The sequence below is a fragment of the Pseudomonas sp. MN1F genome, assembly GCF_009391885.1.
Lineage (GTDB): Bacteria > Pseudomonadota > Gammaproteobacteria > Pseudomonadales > Pseudomonadaceae > Aquipseudomonas.
The window spans coordinates 71123-89366 of sequence record NZ_VZII01000024.1 but is presented as its reverse complement, the minus strand read 5'-3'; the positions used below and the strand labels follow the sequence as shown (position 1 = coordinate 89366).

Sequence of the window (18244 nt, the reverse complement as noted above, 5' to 3'; positions counted from 1 at the left end):
GATGATGCGGACTGCCCCCTATGCTGTCCGCACATCCCCTGCACGCACCGGCCGGTGTGGTCCAAGGCACGGGGAGAGAACAACAAGTCGAGACCGCTCATGTCGAACCACTCCTACTTCGCCCCCCACGGTGGGCACCCAGCTCAGACCGAGCTGCTGACTGACCGTGCCATGTTCACCGAAGCCTATGCCGTCATCCCTAAAGGCGTGATGCGTGACATCGTCACCAGCCACCTGCCGTTCTGGGACAAGATGCGCATGTGGGTCATCGCCCGCCCGCTGACCGGTTTCGCCGAAACCTTCTCGCAGTACATCGTCGAAGTGGCCCCGGAAGGCGGCAGCGAGCGCCCTGAGCTGGACCCTAATGCCGAAGCCGTGGTGTTCATCGTCGAAGGCGAGCTGGACATCACCGTCGAAGGCAAGCATCACACCCTGACCCCAGGCGGCTATGCCTTCCTGGCCCCGGGCGCCGAGTGGAGCCTGCGCAACAACAGCAAGGCCAACGTCACCTTCCACTGGCTGCGCAAGCACTACCAGAAAGTCGAAGGCCTGGCCGTGCCTGAGTCGTTCGTCACCCACCGCGACAACGCCACCGTCATCGAGATGCCGGGCACCGAAGGCCGCTGGGTCACCACCCGCTTCGTCGACATGGCCGACATGCGCCACGACATGCACGTCAACATTGTCACCTTCCAGCCGGGCGGCGTGATTCCGTTCGCTGAAACCCACGTCATGGAACACGGCCTGTATGTGCTGGAAGGCAAGGCGGTGTACCGCCTGAACCAGGACTGGGTCGAAGTGGAAGCCGGCGACTTCATGTGGCTGCGCGCCTTCTGCCCGCAAGCTTGCTACGCCGGCGGCCCAGGCAAGTTCAGCTACCTGCTGTACAAGGACGTGAACCGTCACGTGCACCTGACCCTCAACCCACAGCGTTGAGTTCAGGCTGATGCCCCAAAGCCCGCCACCTGGCGGGCTTTCTGTTTGCCGCTCATACTGACTAGCCCTGCCCCCTAGCGCGGTACTTGCCATGAACCGCTGCCTGATGCTTGCCGTACTGCTTTGCTCCAGCGTCAGCCTGGCGGCTGATGAATGGAAAATTGCCTACGACCGCGAAGGTATTCGTGTCTACCTGGCCGCGGCCCCAGACTCGCCCTACCAGCAGTTCCGCGGCATCAGCACCATGAAAGCCAGCGTGCGCACCCTCACCGACCTTCAGGAAAACCTGCGGGTGGCGTGCAAATGGCTGTATGCCTGCGACCAGATGCGCCTGCTGGATGTGGTAGGCGACACGACCTGGGTCTACCTGACTACCAACCTGCCGTGGCCGACCCTGCCGCGCGACATCATTCTCAAGGTCAGCACCGAGCGCCGGGCTGACGGGACCCTGGTGCGGCACCTGAGCGCCGAACCGGGCCGCCTGCCCGAAGAGCCTGGGCTGATCCGCGTGCAGCACCTGGCCGGTGAATGGATCATGAAGCCACTCGGTGAGCGGGAAACCGAGGTCACCTACCAGTTGCAGGCTGACCCTGCCGGGGACGTGCCGGGCTGGCTGGCCAACCGCTTCGTGGTCGATGCCCCGGTGGTGACGCTGCGGACATTGCGTGCGGTAGCCGAGCGCCAACCCTGAGCAGCCCTGGGGCCTACTGGACCACTGCACACGCCACACGGGCACCACCACCGCCCAGCTTCTGCGGGTGATCGCTGTGGTTATCGCCACCGGCATGCACCATCAGCGCATGGCCCTTGAAGTCTTCGGCCTTCAGCCGTGGCGCCAATACCGGGTAGGTGGCCTTGCCATCAGCACCGACATACAGCGCTGGCAGGTCGCCGCGGTGGCCGCTGTCGTCGTAGGGGCCTTTGTGCGCGTTGGTGGAATCAGGGTCCCAGTGCCCACCTGCCGCGCCCGCCGGTACCGGCTTGCCGTTCTCCTCTGCCGCCGCGCACGAACCCTTCTGGTGCAGGTGGAAGCCATGCACACCCGGCGGCAGGTCCTTGAGATCGGGGGTGAGCAGCGTGCCGTACTTGTTCTGCTCGATGCTGATGGTACCGATCGACTTGCCCGGGCCGTCCGCTCCGGCCAGCTTCAGTTCGACCGTTTGCGCGGCCTGGGCGAGACCGGCCGAGGCCAGCAATGCGGTGAAGACTACTGCTTTCATGTCGTTTCTCCATGACTTGGGATAGGTGGGTTTCGTACCCGCGTAACACGTGGGACTGCGCAGCTTGCCAGGCATTCCATTCAGCCACAGACTGAAACACTTCCCCTGCCGCCCGGAGCCCGTTCGCGTGTCCCTCAAAGCCCTGCGCACCCTGGTGACCATCGCCCGCCACGGCACCTTCGCCCGTGCCGCCGACCTGCTCAGCCTCACCCCTTCGGCCGTGAGCCTGCACATCAAGACCCTCGAGGACGAACTCAAGGTCGCGCTGTTCGACCGCAGCCGTCGCCAGGTGGCGCTCACCGAAGCCGGGCAACTGGCGGTGGCGCGGGCCGAGCACATCCTCGGCGCCTACGACGAACTGGCCGATGCCTTGGCCAGTGGCCCGAGCCTGCGTGGCCGATTGCGCCTGGGCGCGATTCACACGGTCCTGGCCCGACGCCTGCCCAAGGCCCTGGTATGGATCAAGGCGCATCACCCGGAACTGCACATCAGCGTGAACTCCGGGATGTCGGCCGAACTTGCACGGCGCGTCGAAGATGGCGAGCTGGATGCGGCAATCACCACGGAACCGGTCAGTCCCTACCCGCAGAGCCTTGACTTCACAGCGTTGTTCGAAGACCGCTTCTGGGCTATCGCCAGCCCCGAACTGGCGGGCCAGAGCCTGCCGCAGCTGCTGGCCAGCCAGCCGTTCCTGCGCTTCGACAAGCGTGCCTGGGCCGGGCGGCAGATCGAGCAGGAGCTGCGCCGCCAGCATTTGCAGGTCAGCGAACAGATGGAACTGGACAGCCAGGAAGCACTGGCGCGCATGGCCGTGATGGGGCTGGGGGTGGCGATCATCCCTATGGCCGATGACGACCTGCAACGCTTGCCACCGGCCACCTGCCTGCCCTTTGGTGAGCCACAGTTGGTGCGGCGGGTGGTGTTGCTGGAACACGAAAAGAGCCAGCGGCGGCACCTGAGTGCTGTATTGAAGACTGCCATGGACGCGTGAGTGTGCAGTTTTTCTCAACAGTCACTGCAGAAATCAACGTTTTTACCAACCAGTCAGCCACGCTAACCTGTGCCCGTCCCCGACCACGGAACGATCACCATGCTTCACCTGATGCTGACCACCCTGGTGCCCATCATCCTGCTGATCGCCCTGGGCACCTTCCTGCGCATCCGCGGCTTTCTCGCCGAGTCGTTCTGGCCGGGCGCCGAACGCCTGAGCTATTACGTGCTGCTGCCCTCCCTGTTCCTCCATGGCCTGGCCACGGCCAATCTTGATGGCGTGCCGGTGCTGGGCATGGTCGGCGTACTGATGCTTTCGACCTTGCTGGGCGCCGTGCTGCTGGTGCTCTACCAAGGCGCGGTAAACCACGACGGTGCCGACTTCACCTCGGTGTTCCAGGGTGGCGTGCGCTTCAACAACTACATCGGCGCCACCCTCGCCGCCGGCATCTACGGCAGCGCCGGGATTGCGCTGGCGGCCGTGGCCAACGCCGCCATCGTGCCCTTGGTCAATCTGCTCTGCGTGCTGGTGTTCGCCCGCTTCAGCGCACGCCACAGCTCCCCGACGACCGTGTTGCGGGCCATCTTCGCCAACCCGTTGATCGTCGGCTGCGCCGGGGGCCTGTTGCTGCGGGTCACCGGCCTGGGCCTGCCGGCGGGCCTGGAACCCACCGTCAAGGCGCTGGGCCAGGCCGCCCTGCCCCTGGGCCTGCTGTGCGTGGGGGCGGCGCTGGGTGGCGCCAGCCTCGGCCAGCAGGTGCGGCCACTGCTGGCAGCATCGGCGTTCAAGTTCCTGGTGATGCCGCTGACCACCTGGGGCCTGTGCCGCCTGCTTGGGCTCGGTGGCCAGGCAGCGGTGGTGGCCGTGCTGTTCCAGGCCTTGCCGACTGCGTCGTCGTCTTACGTGATGGCGCGGCAGATGGGCGGCAACGCACCGCTGATGGCCACCATCATTGCCCTGCAGACCGTGCTGGCGGCCGTGACCTTGCCTTTGATGCTCATGCTTGCGCTCAAGTGAAGCCGCTTGGCTAGACTGTGATTCAGCCCACACTTCGGAAACTCGACCATGCGCCTGTCGTGGATGTTGATCTGCTTGACCTCGGCCCTGCTCGCCAGCCCTTTGCATGCCGCTGACAGCGCCAAGGCCGCGGTGGCCGAAGACAAAGCAGAGAAGCTGGAAAAAAAGGTGGTGGAAGATGCCCCGCCGCCGAAAAAACCGGAAACCATCACCCCAGGCGAAGTGCAGGCGGTAGACCCGGCAGGCCAGGCACCGATGGACGACAGCATCACCTGCCTGGCCCGCACCATCTACTGGGAAGCCAAGGGCGCCGACGCCCAGGACATGAGCGCGGTGGCCAGCGTGGTACTCAACCGGTTGGGCCACGAGGGCTTTCCCGACACCATCTGCGGCGTGGTCAAGCAGGGCGTGGAAACCAAAGCCTGCCAGTTTTCCTGGTGGTGCGACGGGCGCTCCGACCAGGTCGAGGAAGCGCAGCGCTACGACGTGGCCAAGGAGATCGCGCGCAAGGCACTGAACCAGCAGCTCAAGGACCCGACCAGGGGCGCGCTGTATTTCCATGACCGCAACGTGCACCCGGACTGGGCCAAGGCCTATCGCAAGACGGCCGAGACCCGGCACTTTCTGTTCTACAAACCGAACCAGGCGCTGGCCCGCTGACGCGCCATCGCACTTTTCTGGCGTTGGCCGGTCTACTCCCTCTTTTGCCGCCCGCAAGTCATTGCTGGCGTTTTCTTTGCTTTGCACGAGACCGGGCCAAACGCCTCGCGCTTGTGTAGGATGAGCAGCGCATACCAAGACGCTGCCAGTCACAGGGAGATCCACATGCGCGTCCTGTCATCCGTTGCCGCCTTGTCGCTGGGCCTGGTCATGTCGACCGGAGCCCTGGCCGTCACCGGCGAAGAGGCGCAGCTGATCGATTCGATCAATACCTACCGCAGCCAGGCCCAGCGCTGCGGGGAAGAGGTGTCGGTGGAGCTGCCGCCGCTCAACAGCGACACCCGCCTGGCACTGTCGCCAGAAGGCACTCGCGACCTGCAGCAGGCCATGAGCCGCGCCGCCTACCCCATGGTCAATGTCCAGGCCATCAGCCTGTCCGGCCCACGCGATGCCCGGGCGGCCATGCATGCCATCGAGGAGAGCTTCTGCCAGGTCGTGCTCGACCCGCAGTTTGTCGACATCGGCGTCAGCCAGGAAGGCCGCGACTGGCGCATCGTGCTTGCCCGGCCCTTGCTCAGTGGGCGCTTGGGCGATTGGCAGGCCGAGGGGCAGAAGGTGTTGCAGGCCATCAATGCCGCACGCAAGGCGCCCCGCCAATGCGGTGGCCAGCCGTTCGCCGCAGCGCCTGCGCTGAGCTGGAGCACGGCGTTGGCGGGCGTGGCCGCCAGCCACACGCGGGCCATGGCCAACCAGAACTTCTTCGACCATATCGACAAGGACGGGCGCACGCCCGGTGACCGGGCGGAACTGGCCGGCTACCTGTACCAGCAGATCGGCGAAGACATCGCCGCTGGGCGCGACACCGCGCAGAAGGTGGTGGATGGCTGGCTGGACAGCCCTGGCCACTGCGCCACCCTGATGAACCCGGACTTCCGTGAAATGGGCGCGGCCTATGCGGTCGACCCGAAGAGCGATGCGGGCATCTACTGGACCGGCCTGTTCGGCACACCACAATGACCCTGAAGGAGCGCTGCCAGCTGTAGTCCTCGACGGCTCAACCATCGCTTGGTCTGGCCGCACCTGATTACCGAAGGCCCCATCATGACTCTGGATACCTGGCTGATCTACCTGCTGGCGAGCATCGGCCTGTCGCTGACGCCCGGCCCGAACAGCCTGCTGGCACTGACCCACGGTGCGCTGTATGGCGCGCGCCGCACGCTGTTCACCATCGTCGGCGGGGTGTTCGGCTTCAGTGCGCTGATTGCGCTGGCGATGTTCGGGCTGACGGCGCTGCTGCAGACGTCAGCCTCGGTGCTGACTGTGCTCAAGTGGGTCGGTGGAGCCTATCTGGTGTGGCTGGGCATTCAGCTCTGGCGCAGCCCTGCCCTGCATCTGCAGGTGAGCGAGCGTGCAGCCCGCCTGAGCAACCAGGGGATGTTCCGCCAGGGCCTGCTGTCTGCGCTCGCCAACCCCAAGGTACTGTTGTTCTACGGCGCCTTCCTGCCGCAGTTCATCGACCCGCAGCGGGGGCTGTTGCTGCAGTTCATGATCATGGCGGTGACCTTTGCCAGCGTGGAATGCGTGGTCGAATACGTGCTGGCGCGCCTGGCATTTCGTATCCGGCCATGGCTGGCCAAGGGCGGCAAGGGTTTCAATCGCTGCTGCGGGAGCCTGTTCGCACTGATTGGCGTCGCCTTGCCGCTAAGCCGGTAATTGCCTAACCTCGCCGCGAAGCCAGCAGGTAGGCCACCAGAGCCAAGCCCGGCAGAGCTGCCCCCACCAGCGCCACACCGTGCCACCCCTGCTGGGCAAACACCGCGCTGGCCACCGCCGAACCCGCTGCCCCACCAAGAAAGATGCTGGTCATGTACAGCGCATTCAGCCGTCCGCGGCTGGCCGGGTCCAGTGCATAGACCTCACGCTGGCCGATGACCATGTTCATCTGCACCGCAAAATCCAGCAGCACCCCGGTCAGCCCCAGACCGATCACGCTGTAGCCGGGAGTGGTCAGGCCCAGCAGCAGTGCCAAGGGCGCCAGCACCAGGGCCAACAACGAACCGGCACGCGCATGGCCGGCGTCGGCCAGGCGGCCTGCCATCGGTGCGGCGATGGCGCCGACCGCGCCGACCAGGGCGAACAAGGCGATCTGGCTTTGCGACAGGCCATGTTCAGTGGATAGAGCCAGCGGCACGGCGGTCCAGTAGAGGCTGAACGCTGCAAACATCAACGCTTGGTACAGCGAACGCTGACGCAGCACCGGGTATTGGCGCAGCAAGGCGACCAACGACAGCATCAGCCCGGCATAACTTGCCTTGTGCTCCGGTACTCGGCGCGGCAAGGTCAGCGCCAGCAACAGGATGATTGCCAACATCAGGCCAGCAGCGCCGATGAATACCGTGCGCCAGCCAAAATGGTCGGCGACCAGGCTCGACAACGGCCGCGCCAGCAGGATGCCCAGCAGCAGGCCGCCCATGATGTTGCCGACCACCCGCCCGCGCTGCTGCTCAGGCGCAAGGTGCGCGGCCAGCGGAATGAGCATCTGCACAGCCACCGAACTGAAACCGATCAGCAAGGCATAGACCAGGAACAGTTGCCCCTGGCCGCTGCTGCTTGTCCCCGCCAGCAACAGGCTGACGCAGGCCAGCACGGCGGTGATGATCATCAACCGGCGGTTCTCCACCAAATCCGCCAGTGGCACCAGCAACAGCAGGCCCAGTGCGTAGCCCAGCTGGGTCAGCGACACGATCAGGCTGGCGCGCTCGGTGGACAGCCCCAGGTCCGGGGCGATCAGCCCGACGATGGGCTGCGCGTAATAGATATTGGCGACGATCGCGCCACAGCAGAACGCCAGCAGCGCGACCAGGGCACGGCTCAGGCCGGCATGGGCTGGCTGGGCAGCAGCAAGGGAAGGATTCATGCGAGGTACCTCGGCATCGGGTTGGAATATGCCAGGCACCTTACCGAGCGCTTGCCTGCGAGAGAATCCGGCCCCGGCGCAACGGGGCTTTGCGCCAGGCGCAACGGCAGGGATCAGCGCTTGAGCAGGCCCTCGCAAAAGCCGATGAACGCGTTGACCCGCCGTGAGCCGCGGTGGTTGGGCAAATACAAGGCATTGATGCTGTCGTTGGCCGTGCCGGGGCTGACTTGCCAGTCGGCAAACAGCCGCTGCAGGCGCCCGGCCGCGACATCCTCGTGCACCAGCCAATCGGCCAGCAAGGCGATGCCGCTGCCGGCCAGCGCCGCTTCACGCAACAGGTCGGCGTTGGCGCTGCGCAACGGCCCGCTCACTTCCAGCTCCAGCGCCTCATCGGCCCGCTGCAGGCGCCAGGGGCGCGCCTTCTGCCCATAGCGAAAACGCAGGCAGGCCTGTTGCAGCAATTGCTCAGGGTGCAGCAGTGGGTCACGACTGGCCAGGTAATCGGGGCTTGCCACCAGCCAGCGCTGGAAGCGGCCAAGTGGCCGGCACACCAGTTCGTCGTTCGGTGACGGATCGCCCAGGCGAATGGACAGATCGTAGCGGCCGTCGAGCAGGTCATCGAGCCGATCACTCATGTCGATGTCCAGCTCCAGCAACGGGTGGCGGGCCAGGAATGGCCCCAGGTGCGGAGCGATCACGCGGCGGCCGAACTCCACCGGCAAGCACAGGCGCAACACACCGACTGGCTCGTCGCCACGGTCGGCGACGCTGGCATCGGCCTCGTCCAGCGCATCGAAGATTTCCTTTGCCCGGGCGTAATAACGCGCGCCCGCTTCGGTCAGGCTGACCTGGCGCGTGGAGCGGTTGAGCAGGGTCGTGCCGAGTTCCGCCTCCAGCGCATCGACCAGCCGCGTCACCGACGAGGTGGCCACGCCGAGCCTGCGCGCCGCTGCAGAAAAGCCCTGGGCATCGACGGTCGCGGTAAACATCTTCATCGCCAGGAGCTTGTCCATAGCTACTCCAGTTTCTTGGTTTCGGAACACTCCTACAATCCGCAAGGCCGGTCAAGAAGCGCACAACAGAGCGTTCAGGTCCATAGTGGAAGCATCTCCATCAGCGCGAGAACTCCCCATGCCCCTCAGCAATCTGCTCAACGCCCTGCCCCATTGCGACCCTGCCGCTGCCGAGCGGGTCGACGAACTGCTGCAACGCCCTGGCTTGCGCATCGAACGCATCGTCTCCTGCGGCCAGGCCAGCCCACCCGGTTTCTGGTACGACCAGGCCGAAGGCGAATGGATCCTGTTGCTGACCGGCAGCGCCGGCCTGCGCCTTGAGCACGAGGACTACACCCGTTTGCTGGTGCCTGGCGACTGCTTGGACATTCCGGCGCATTGCCGGCATCGGGTGGAATGGACTGCCCAGGGGCAACCGACCCTCTGGCTTGCCGTGTTTCATGGCATCGACACGCCGTGGCCGAGCCATTGAGGCACCCTTCGTTCATGCTACAAACGTCTGAGCCATCACATTCATATACCGACCAAACACCGTGTTTACTGCAAGTTTCAGTGCGTGATCTAAACTTTTAGCCACATCTTCGCAAGTTCAGCCCTGCGACAATCAGCCTCAGAAAATTATGTACCAACTTGTTAATTAGCAAGCTAAGGGCTTAAACTGCGCGCATTCCACCCGCTGAGATCCCTGGCATGAACGAAACACCGCGCGCCTCTGGCGCCACAAACATCATCCTGGTCGGCTTGGGCGTGATCGTCGCCCTGCTCGGCCTGCTCCTGGCCGCTGGCGGCGTCAAGCTCGCCGGCCTGGGCGGTTCCTGGTACTTCCTGATCGGCGGCCTGGCCATGGCCATCGCCGGTATCCTCATCGCTCGCCGCAAGCAGGCCGGCGCCTGGCTGTACGCGGCGTTCCTGGTCGGTACCGCGATCTGGGCACTGATCGACGCTGGCCTGGTGTTCTGGCCATTGTTCTCGCGCCTGTTCATGTTCGGCGCGATCGGCATGGTGGTGGCGCTGGTCTACCCGATGCTCGCCCGCGCCAACGGCGCCAGCGCCGGCCGGGGTGCCTACGGCATCGCTGGTGTGCTGGCCGTGGTGCTGGTGATCGCTGCTGGCAACATGTTCGTCGCCCACCCAAGCGTTGCCCCCACCGGCAAAGGCCCGGGCATGACCCCGGTCGAGGCCGGCAAGGAGCAGAAGGACTGGGCCCACTACGGCAACACCGAAGGTGGCAGCCGCTTCGCCGCGCTGGACCAGATCAACCGCGACAACGTCAACAAGCTCAAGGTGGCCTGGACCTACCACACCGGTGACGTCGCCATCAGTGACGGCAACGGTGCCGAAGACCAGCTGACCCCGCTGCAGATCGGTAACAAGGTGTTCATCTGCACCCCGCACAACAACCTGATCGCCCTCGACGCCGATACCGGCAAAGAGCTGTGGAAAAACGAGATCAACGCCCAGTCCAAGGTCTGGCAGCGTTGCCGTGGCATGGCCTACTTCGACGCCACCGCCGCGATCGCCCAGCCGACCCAGCCGAACAGCTCTCCGATCACTGGCGGTAGCGTCGCGGCCGGTGCCAACTGCCAGCGTCGCCTGCTGACCAACACCATCGACGGTCGCCTGATTGCCGTCGACGCTGACACCGGCGAGTTCTGCCAAGGCTTCGGCAACAACGGCCAGGTCAACCTCAAGGCCGGCCTGGGTGACGTGCCGGACTCCTTCTACCAGCTCTCCTCCGCACCGTTGATGGCCGGTACCACCGTGGTGGTTGGCGGCCGTGTCGCCGACAACGTCCAGACCGACATGCCAGGCGGCGTGATCCGAGGTTTCGACGTGATCACCGGTGAAATGCGCTGGGCCTTCGACCCGGGCAACCCGCAAGACCGCAAAGCGCCAGAAGGTGAAAACACCTACGTGCGCAGCACCCCGAACAGCTGGGCACCGATGTCCTACGACCCGGCGATGAACACCGTGTTCCTGCCAATGGGCTCGTCGTCCACCGACATCTATGGCGTTGAGCGCAACACGCTGGACCACACCTACGGCGCTTCCGTACTGGCCCTGGACGCCACCACCGGCAACCAGAAGTGGGTATTCCAGACCGTGCACAACGACCTCTGGGACTTCGACCTGCCGATGCAGCCGAGCCTGATCGACTTCACCAAGGACGACGGCAAGTCCGTGCCTGCCGTGGTGATCGGCACCAAGGCCGGGCAGATCTACGTGCTCGACCGCGCCACCGGCAAACCGCTGACACAGGTCGACGAAGTACCCGTCAAGCCAAGCAACATCCCGAATGAACCGTACTCCCCGACCCAACCTAAATCGGTAGGCATGCCACAGATCGGCGCGCAGACCCTGACCGAGTCGGACATGTGGGGTGCCACTCCGTTTGACCAGCTGCTGTGCCGTATCGACTTCAAGAAGATGCGCTACGACGGCCTGTACACTGCGCCGGGCACCGACCTGTCGCTGAGCTTCCCGGGTTCGCTGGGCGGCATGAACTGGGGCAGCCTCTCCACCGACCCGGTGCATGGCTTCATCTTCGTCAACGACATGCGTCTGGGCCTGTGGATCCAGATGATCCCGTCGCAGAACAAGGGTGGCGCCGCTTCCGGCGGTGAGGCACTGAACACCGGCATGGGCGCCGTACCGCTCAAGGGCACCCCTTACGCGGTGAACAAGAACCGCTTCCTGTCGGTGGCCGGCATTCCGTGCCAGGCGCCGCCATTCGGCACCCTGACCGCCATCGACATGAAGACCCGCCAGATCGCCTGGCAGGTACCGGTCGGTACCGTGGAAGACACCGGCCCCCTGGGCATCCGCATGCACCTGCCAATCAAGATCGGCCTGCCGACCCTCGGCGGCACCCTGTCGACCCAAGGTGGCCTGGTGTTCATCGCCGGCACCCAGGACTTCTACCTGCGCGCCTACGACAGCAGCAACGGTAACGAAATCTGGAAAGCCCGCCTGCCTGTGGGCAGCCAGGGCGGCCCGATGACCTACGTTTCGCCGAAGACCGGCAAACAGTACGTGGTGGTTACCGCTGGCGGTGCGCGCCAGTCGACCGATCGTGGCGACTATGTGATTTCTTACGCCCTGCCGTAAGACCGCGTCGCTGCATTCGCGGGTGAACCCGCTCCCACAGGATCTGCACTGCCCATGCTGATGGCGCAGTCCTTGTGGGGGCGGGTTCACCCGCGAATAGGCCCCAAAAACAACACGAGACACAGCAATGCCATCCGTTATCCGCATCACTCCAACCCTGCTGCTGGCCCTGGCCAGCACCCCTGCCCTGGCCGACGGCGACCTGCTCAACCGCAGCACCATGACCGGTGACTGGGGCGGCCTGCGTCACCAGCTCGAGGAAGACGGCGTCAAGATCACCGGCGACTACAGCGGTGAAACCGCCTACAACGCCCACGGTGGCCTGCACCGCTCGGCGCGCTATTCGCAGAACATCAAGCTCGGCGCACAGTTCGACCTGTCGAAACTGTACGGCCTGGAAAACGGCGGCAAGGTCCAGCTGACCATCAACGACCGCCGCGGCAACAGCGCCTCGGAAGACCTGGTCGGCAACCGCCTGCCGATCCAGGAAAACTACGGTGGCCTGTACACCCGCCTGACCGAACTGAGCTACGAGCGCACCCTGTTCACCCCGGCACTCAACGTCAAGCTCGGCTACATGGCCATGGGCAACGACCTCGGCGGCCTCGACAGCGGCATCCTGTGCAACTTCATGAACGCCGGCTTCTGCGGCCACCCGCTGAACATGTCCGGCGGCAGCGGCTGGACCAACTACCCCAACGCCCACCTGGGCATGCGCGTGAAGTACGACCTGTCGCCGTCCTGGCAACTGCGCGTGGCGGCGTTCAACGTCGACCCGCAAAGCAACGGCAACTCCAGCCGCGCCTGGCACCTGGGGCCCAAGCACACCACCGGTACCGTGGTGCCGGTAGAGCTGGTGTACAAGCTGCAGGGCGAACTGCCGGGCGAGTACAAGCTGGGCTACTACTACGACAGCTCCGACGTGAAGCGCGTCGACAGCAACAAGGAAGTGTCCGGTCGCGGTGGCCACTACCTGCTGGTCGACCAGGCCGTGTGGAACGACGCCGGCTCGCCGGGCCGCAGCCTGCACGCCTTTGGCCAGTACTCGGCAGCGAGCGAGGCGGCCTCGCCGTTCACCAAGTGGTATGGCGCCGGTGTGGTGCTGTACAAGCCGTTCGAAGGCCGCCCACGCGATACCGTGGCCCTGGGCTATGGCCGCGCCGTGCCGAACCCGCGTAGCCGTGATGTGCTGGAAGACGCTGCATTCAATGCCGGGCAACAGTTCCCCAACATCGACAATGCCGAGCAGTTGGTCGAACTGAGCTATGGCTACCAGGCCACGCCGTGGCTGAACCTGCGCCCGGATGTGCAGTACATCATCGAGCCGGGGGCGTTCTCCGGGAAGGACATCGACAACGCGCTGGTGCTTGGCCTGCAGGTCAAGGCAACCTTCTAAGCGGCTGGGGCCGCTCTGCGGCCCCTTCGCGGATAAATCCCTGCAGGAGCGATCCGCGAAGAAGCCAACACCATCATCCCTGCCTGAGGTAATCCGCCAGCCTCAGCAACATCGCATCACAACCCTGCATCTGTTCGATACTGACGAACTCATCCGGCTTGTGCCCTTGGTCCATGCTGCCCGGCCCACAAACCACAGTCGGAATCCCCGCCTGGTCGAACAGGCCGCCTTCGGTGCCAAATGCCACAGTGCGGAACTCATCCGACCCACTGAGCAATGCCACCAACCGCGCAGCCTCGCTGTCAGCAGGCGTGGCCAGCCCCGGATACGCACTCAACGGTTGCAGACGGATTGCACTACCCGCATTGACCTTGCGCATGCGTGGCAGCAACTCGGCCTCGGCGTAGGTCTGCAACTGGTCGGCCACCCCCTGTGCTTCGAACCCTGGCAAGGCGCGCACCTCGAAATCGAACGCACATTCCTCCGGCACGATGTTGAGCGCCCGGCCCCCTTTGATCACCCCGGTCTGGACCGTGGAGAACGGCGGGTCGAAGCGCTCGTCGTGATGCGCGGGCAAGGCCAGGGCATCACCGATTTCGCCCAGCTTGCCGATCAGCTTCGCGGCGTACTCGATGGCATTCACCCCGTAAGGTGCGTACGCCGAGTGACACGCCGCGCCATGCACTTCGCAGCGCATCGCCAGCTTGCCCTTGTGGCCGAGCACCGGCTTGAGCTCGGTAGGCTCGCCGATCAGGCACAAACGCGGCTTGTGCGGGCGTTGTTCCAGTGCGGCCAGCATCGAGCGCACGCCCAGGCAGCCAACTTCTTCGTCATACGAAAACGCCAGGTGCACCGGCATGCGCAACGGTTGCGCCAGGAACGCCGGTACGGCAGCCAGCACCGAGGCGATGAAGCCCTTCATGTCAGCCGTGCCGCGGCCATACAGGCGCCCGTCGCGTTCGGTGAGGGCGAAGGCCGGCAACGTCCAGGCCTGGCCGTCCACCGGCACCACGTCGGTGTGCCCGGACAGCACCACACCGCCGACATCCGTGGGGCCGATGGTGGCGAACAGGTTGGCCTTGGTGCCTTCCGGGTTGTGGAACAGCTCGCACTCCACCCCCAGCCCGGCCAGGTAGTCGCGGATAAAAGCGATCAGCTCAAGGTTGGAGTCGCGGCTGACCGTGGCAAAGCCGATCAACCGCTCCAGCAAGGCGCGGCTGCTGAATTCACTCATCGCCCGGCACCCCGTAGCTAGGCGCGGCGGTCGGGTCGAGGGCGCGGGTAACGTAGTCTTGCATCTGCGGGCGGTACGCCTGCCACAGGCCGTCGAGCACGCCGATCGGGTCTTCATCGGCCCAGTCCACACGCAGGTCCACCAGCGGCCAGGTCAGCTCGCCAGCGATCTTCAGCGCCGCAGAATGCACCGGGCCAGCTTCACCACCAGCCGCCATCGCCGCATGCATGGCCGCCAGCAGGCGGTCAGCCAGATGCCCACCGGCCTGCTCAAAGGCCTGCACCATGGCTTCGATCACCTGAAGCGAGGACAGCAGGTTGCCTGCGGCCGCGCACTGCTCGCCCGCCACGGCGTTATGCACGCCCAGCGCCTCCTTGCCGGTGAACAACGCTACCTGGCCCTGGCTGTCGATTACCGTGACCTGGCGATACTCGCTCCAGCCATTGGCGCTGAGTACCCGGTCCAGTGCGGCGGCAGGCGGCAGCTGGCCCTGCTCCAGGGCATCGAGGATCTGCGGGCCGAGGGCCGGCAAGGTGATGTTCTGGGTGGACACGGCGCCGACGCCGGCACGCACCCATGGGCAGCGGGCGCCCACGGCGATGCTCGACGAGCTGATGGCGATACCGACCTGGCCGGTTTCCTGGCAGCGACCGATGATGGAGAAGGTCATGGTGGAGCTCCTGTTGTTCTGTGCGATGCCCAGCATTCTGGGCGGAACCCTCAGGGCTTTGAAACCAACATTTTCCTGTGCCTTGAACAGGAAAAAACTAAGGCCGGCCAATACCGCAGGAGAAGCCCCGAAAACCCCGGGCAAGCCCAGGCAAATCGGGGCCTTCGCCGTTTTATCGGCAAGCCCCAGCTAAATACTATTTTCGCGATTTTCCAGGCATCCCTAGTCTGGCCCCAGGCAATGGCGGTCCTCCAAACCGACCTGACAAAAACCGCCTGAACAAGGGCTCGGACATGACACTGAACAACATCGAAATCGACACCCTCGTGGTTGGCGCCGGCCAGGCCGGCGTGGCCATGAGCGAACACCTGAACAAGCTCGGCGTGCCGCACCTGGTGCTGGAGCGCAACCGTATCGCCGAGGCCTGGCGCACCGGCCGCTGGGATTCGCTGGTGGCCAACGGCCCAGTCTGGCACGACCGCTTCCCGGGGCTGGAATTCAACCTCGACGCCGACGCCTTCGCCGGCAAGGACCAGGTCGCCGACTACTTCGAACAGTACGTACGCAAGTACAACCTGCCGGTACGCACCGGCATCGAAGTGAAGAAGGTGGTACGCAACGCCGACCGCCCCGGCTTCACCGTCGAGACCAACGAAGGCGTGATCCGCGCCAACCGCGTGGTGGCCGCCACTGGCCCGTTCCAGAAACCGGTCATCCCGGCCATCGCGCCGAAAGATGCCAACCTGCACCAGATCCACTCCGCCGCCTACTACAACCCCGAGCAGCTGCCTGAAGGCGCCGTGCTGGTGGTGGGCGCCGGTTCCTCCGGTGTGCAGATTGCCGAAGAACTGATGCGCGCCGGGCGCCAGGTATACCTGTCGGTCGGCGCCCACGACCGCCCGCCACGGGCCTACCGCAACCGCGACTTCTGCTGGTGGCTGGGCGTACTGGGCGAGTGGGACGCGGAAATCGCCAAGCCGGGCCGTGAACACGTAACCATCGCCGTCAGCGGCGCGCGGGGCGGCCACACCGTGGACTTCCGCGCCCTCGCCCACCAGGGCATGACCCTGGTCGGCCTGACCCAGTCGTTCGAAAACGGCGTGGCACGCTTCCAGGACAACCTGGTCGACAACATCAACCGCGGCGACGAGAACTACCTGGCCCTGCTGGATGCCGCCGATGCCTACATCGAGCGCAACGGCCTGGACCTGCCGCAAGAGCCTGAAGCACGCAAGCGCCTGGCTGACCCGGACTGCATGGTCAACCCGCTGCAGCAACTGGACCTGGCCCAGGCCGGCGTCACCAGCATCATCTGGGCCACCGGCTACGGCGTGGACTTCAGCTGGTTGCAGGTCGACACCTTCGACGCCAACGGCAAGCCCCAGCACCAGCGCGGCGTAGCCCGTGAGCCGGGCGTGTACTTCCTCGGCCTGCCCTGGCTGTCGCGCCGTGGCTCGTCGTTCATCTGGGGCGTGTGGCACGACGCCAAGCACGTCGCCGGCCATATCGCCACGCAACGCACCTACCTGGCCTACCGCGACCGCGAGCAGCGCGACGCGGATGAGCAAGCAAACCCGATCAGCAACGTCAGCACCTTTGGAGCCCACTGATGCCTACCCATACTCGCATCCGCATGTTCAACACCAAGGAAACCTACCCCAACCAGACCCTGGACAACGACCTGTGCCAGGCGGTGCGGGCCGGTAACACCATCTACGTGCGCGGCCAGGTCGGTACCGACTTCGAAGGCAAGCTGGTTGGCCTGGGTGACCCTCGGGCGCAGGCCGAGCAGGCGATGAAAAACGTCAAGCAGCTGCTTGAAGAGGCCGGCTCCGATCTGTCGCACATCGTCAAGACCACCACCTACATCACCGACCCGCGCTTCCGTGAGCCGGTGTACAAGGAAGTCGGCAAGTGGCTCAAGGGTGTGTACCCGATCTCCACCGGGCTGGTGGTGGCCGGCTTGGCCCAGGCCGAGTGGCTGATGGAAATCGACGTGATTGCAGTGGTGCCGGATCAGCAGTGATCCATGTGGGATAGCTGGGGGCGCTCTGCGCCCTTTTCGCGGGTAAACCCGCTCCTCCAGGGAGCGGGTTTACCCGCGAAGCTTTTTCAGAACTTGGCCAGTTCTTCGCGGCAAAACTCGACAAACAACTGCGCGGGTTTGGTCAGCTGCACCCGCTTCAGGTGCGCCGCCGCCAACCCCGACAACGCCACCGGCTCGGCGATGTCGATCATCACCAGCTTCTGCCCGTCATACGTGCATTCCGAATGCGGCCGGGTCACCAGCAATGAAAACCCGAAGCCCTGCCCCACCATCCCGCGCACCATCTCGATCGACGGCGAACTGAAGACGATATTCGGCGTCAGGCCCATTTCATTGAACAGGCTGACGAAGTAGGTCCGGCTCGGCGCCACGTCCAGCAAGATCATCGGCTCCGGGCACAGGTCCCGCAGCGACACCTGCGCCTGGCCGGCGAAGCGGTGCTTCTCGGGCAACAGCACGTAAGGCTTCTGCGGCGGCATCAACGGTTCGGCCTCGATGGTGCCATCCAGGTCGTGGTCGTAGAGAAACGCCAGGTCGAACGTGCCGGCAGTCAAACCCTGGATCAGGTCCTGCTGCTCGCCATCGCGCAAGCGAATATCCACGCCCGGATAGCGTTCGCGAAAGCCGGCGATCAGCCGCGGCAGGTACAGCGGCGCCACGGTTTCGAAGCAGCCGATGTCGATCTGCCCGGCCACCGTGTCGTTGTCGGCCAGGGCGTTCTGCTCGAACTCGTGGGCCATCTGCAGCAGCGATTTGGTCTTGGCGTAGAAGCGCTTGCCGCTGGGGGTCAGCGACACGCCCTGGGCGTGGTGGCGGATGAACAGCTGCACACCGAAGCTTTCTTCCAGGCTCTTGATGGCCGTGGAGATCGATGGCTGGGCGATGTACAGCTGCCGCGAGGCCTCGGCGACGCTGCCGGCCTCGACGGTGGTGACGAAATACTTCAGTTGTCGCAGGGTGTAGGAAGCCACAGGCACCTCGTTGGCGCCGTTCGCGGGCGCCTTGGAATTTTCCTGCCACTTTACCCTGTGGCCT

18 protein-coding genes are annotated in these 18244 nt (G+C 64.9%); 12 read left to right on the top strand and 6 right to left on the bottom strand.

Going from position 1 to position 18244, the window contains the following annotated elements:
* The first annotated feature begins 99 nt into the window (after positions 1 to 99).
* Together F6X59_RS13615 and F6X59_RS13610 are read left to right on the top strand one after the other, a co-directional pair.
* Positions 100 to 936 (top strand): bifunctional allantoicase/(S)-ureidoglycine aminohydrolase, encoded by an 837-nt coding sequence (locus F6X59_RS13615; RefSeq protein ID WP_027918838.1) that lies wholly within the window; start codon positions 100 to 102, stop codon positions 934 to 936.
* Positions 937 to 1027: 91 nt separating this feature from the next.
* Complete coding sequence (locus tag F6X59_RS13610) at positions 1028 to 1627, top strand: START domain-containing protein (RefSeq protein ID WP_152956648.1); 600 nt, start codon at positions 1028 to 1030, stop codon at positions 1625 to 1627.
* Between the two features lie 13 nt (positions 1628 to 1640).
* Here F6X59_RS13610 and sodC read toward each other — a convergent pair whose 3' ends face one another.
* Entirely contained in the window at positions 1641 to 2156 is a 516-nt protein-coding gene (gene sodC / locus F6X59_RS13605) for a superoxide dismutase family protein (RefSeq protein WP_152956647.1), read from the bottom strand.
* Between the two features lie 127 nt (positions 2157 to 2283).
* Between sodC and F6X59_RS13600 the strand changes: the two genes are divergently transcribed.
* The 5 genes from F6X59_RS13600 to F6X59_RS13580 all read left to right on the top strand — a co-directional run bounded on the left by F6X59_RS13600 (position 2284) and on the right by F6X59_RS13580 (position 6537).
* Positions 2284 to 3147 carry a LysR family transcriptional regulator gene (locus F6X59_RS13600; protein ID WP_346652223.1) on the top strand — a complete coding sequence of 288 codons (864 nt, stop codon included), beginning with the start codon at positions 2284 to 2286 and terminating at the stop codon, positions 3145 to 3147.
* A gap of 99 nt (positions 3148 to 3246) precedes the next feature.
* Complete coding sequence (locus F6X59_RS13595; protein ID WP_152956646.1) at positions 3247 to 4164, top strand: AEC family transporter; 918 nt, start codon at positions 3247 to 3249, stop codon at positions 4162 to 4164.
* A 48-nt stretch (positions 4165 to 4212) separates the two neighbouring features.
* A complete protein-coding gene (locus F6X59_RS13590) occupies positions 4213 to 4824 on the top strand; it encodes a cell wall hydrolase (RefSeq protein WP_152956645.1) in 612 nt (203 codons plus the stop codon).
* Positions 4825 to 4989: 165 nt separating this feature from the next.
* Positions 4990 to 5841, top strand: coding sequence for a CAP domain-containing protein (locus F6X59_RS13585; protein ID WP_152956644.1), 852 nt, complete (start codon positions 4990 to 4992; stop codon positions 5839 to 5841).
* A gap of 84 nt (positions 5842 to 5925) precedes the next feature.
* Positions 5926 to 6537, top strand: coding sequence for a LysE family translocator (locus tag F6X59_RS13580; RefSeq protein ID WP_152956643.1), 612 nt, complete (start codon positions 5926 to 5928; stop codon positions 6535 to 6537).
* A 4-nt stretch (positions 6538 to 6541) separates the two neighbouring features.
* Here F6X59_RS13580 and F6X59_RS13575 read toward each other — a convergent pair whose 3' ends face one another.
* Both F6X59_RS13575 and F6X59_RS13570 read right to left on the bottom strand, forming a co-directional pair.
* Positions 6542 to 7741, bottom strand: a complete 1200-nt coding sequence (locus F6X59_RS13575) for an MFS transporter (RefSeq protein WP_152956642.1) — start codon at positions 7739 to 7741, stop codon at positions 6542 to 6544.
* Between the two features lie 113 nt (positions 7742 to 7854).
* Positions 7855 to 8754, bottom strand: a complete 900-nt coding sequence (locus tag F6X59_RS13570) for a LysR family transcriptional regulator (protein ID WP_152956641.1) — start codon at positions 8752 to 8754, stop codon at positions 7855 to 7857.
* 118 nt (positions 8755 to 8872) lie between these two features.
* Here F6X59_RS13570 and F6X59_RS13565 point away from each other — a divergent pair, with 118 nt between their 5' ends.
* The 3 genes from F6X59_RS13565 (at position 8873) to F6X59_RS13555 (ending at position 13258) form a co-directional block, all read left to right on the top strand.
* Complete coding sequence (locus tag F6X59_RS13565; protein WP_152956640.1) at positions 8873 to 9226, top strand: cupin; 354 nt, start codon at positions 8873 to 8875, stop codon at positions 9224 to 9226.
* Between the two features lie 218 nt (positions 9227 to 9444).
* Complete coding sequence (locus F6X59_RS13560) at positions 9445 to 11862, top strand: glucose/quinate/shikimate family membrane-bound PQQ-dependent dehydrogenase (RefSeq protein ID WP_152956639.1); 2418 nt, start codon at positions 9445 to 9447, stop codon at positions 11860 to 11862.
* Positions 11863 to 11989: 127 nt separating this feature from the next.
* Positions 11990 to 13258: a carbohydrate porin gene (locus tag F6X59_RS13555; RefSeq protein WP_152956638.1), complete on the top strand. Its 1269-nt coding sequence runs from the start codon at positions 11990 to 11992 to the stop codon at positions 13256 to 13258.
* A 73-nt stretch (positions 13259 to 13331) separates the two neighbouring features.
* On the opposite strand, the gene argE is transcribed toward F6X59_RS13555, so the two are convergent.
* Positions 13332 to 14492, bottom strand: coding sequence for an acetylornithine deacetylase (argE, locus tag F6X59_RS13550; protein ID WP_152956637.1), 1161 nt, complete (start codon positions 14490 to 14492; stop codon positions 13332 to 13334).
* Positions 14485 to 15162, bottom strand: a complete 678-nt coding sequence (locus F6X59_RS13545) for a DUF1028 domain-containing protein (protein WP_103447616.1) — start codon at positions 15160 to 15162, stop codon at positions 14485 to 14487. Before F6X59_RS13545 ends, argE begins: the two co-directional genes overlap by 8 nt.
* Before the next feature lie 293 nt (positions 15163 to 15455).
* Here F6X59_RS13545 and F6X59_RS13540 point away from each other — a divergent pair, with 293 nt between their 5' ends.
* Positions 15456 to 16772 carry an NAD(P)/FAD-dependent oxidoreductase gene (locus tag F6X59_RS13540; protein ID WP_152956636.1) on the top strand — a complete coding sequence of 439 codons (1317 nt, stop codon included), beginning with the start codon at positions 15456 to 15458 and terminating at the stop codon, positions 16770 to 16772.
* Positions 16772 to 17188, top strand: coding sequence for a RidA family protein (locus tag F6X59_RS13535; RefSeq protein ID WP_152956635.1), 417 nt, complete (start codon positions 16772 to 16774; stop codon positions 17186 to 17188). The genes F6X59_RS13540 and F6X59_RS13535 overlap by 1 nt, the downstream gene beginning before the upstream one ends.
* A gap of 86 nt (positions 17189 to 17274) precedes the next feature.
* Here F6X59_RS13535 and F6X59_RS13530 read toward each other — a convergent pair whose 3' ends face one another.
* A complete protein-coding gene (locus F6X59_RS13530) occupies positions 17275 to 18180 on the bottom strand; it encodes a LysR family transcriptional regulator (RefSeq protein ID WP_103447619.1) in 906 nt (301 codons plus the stop codon).
* Positions 18181 to 18244 lie beyond the last annotated feature (64 nt).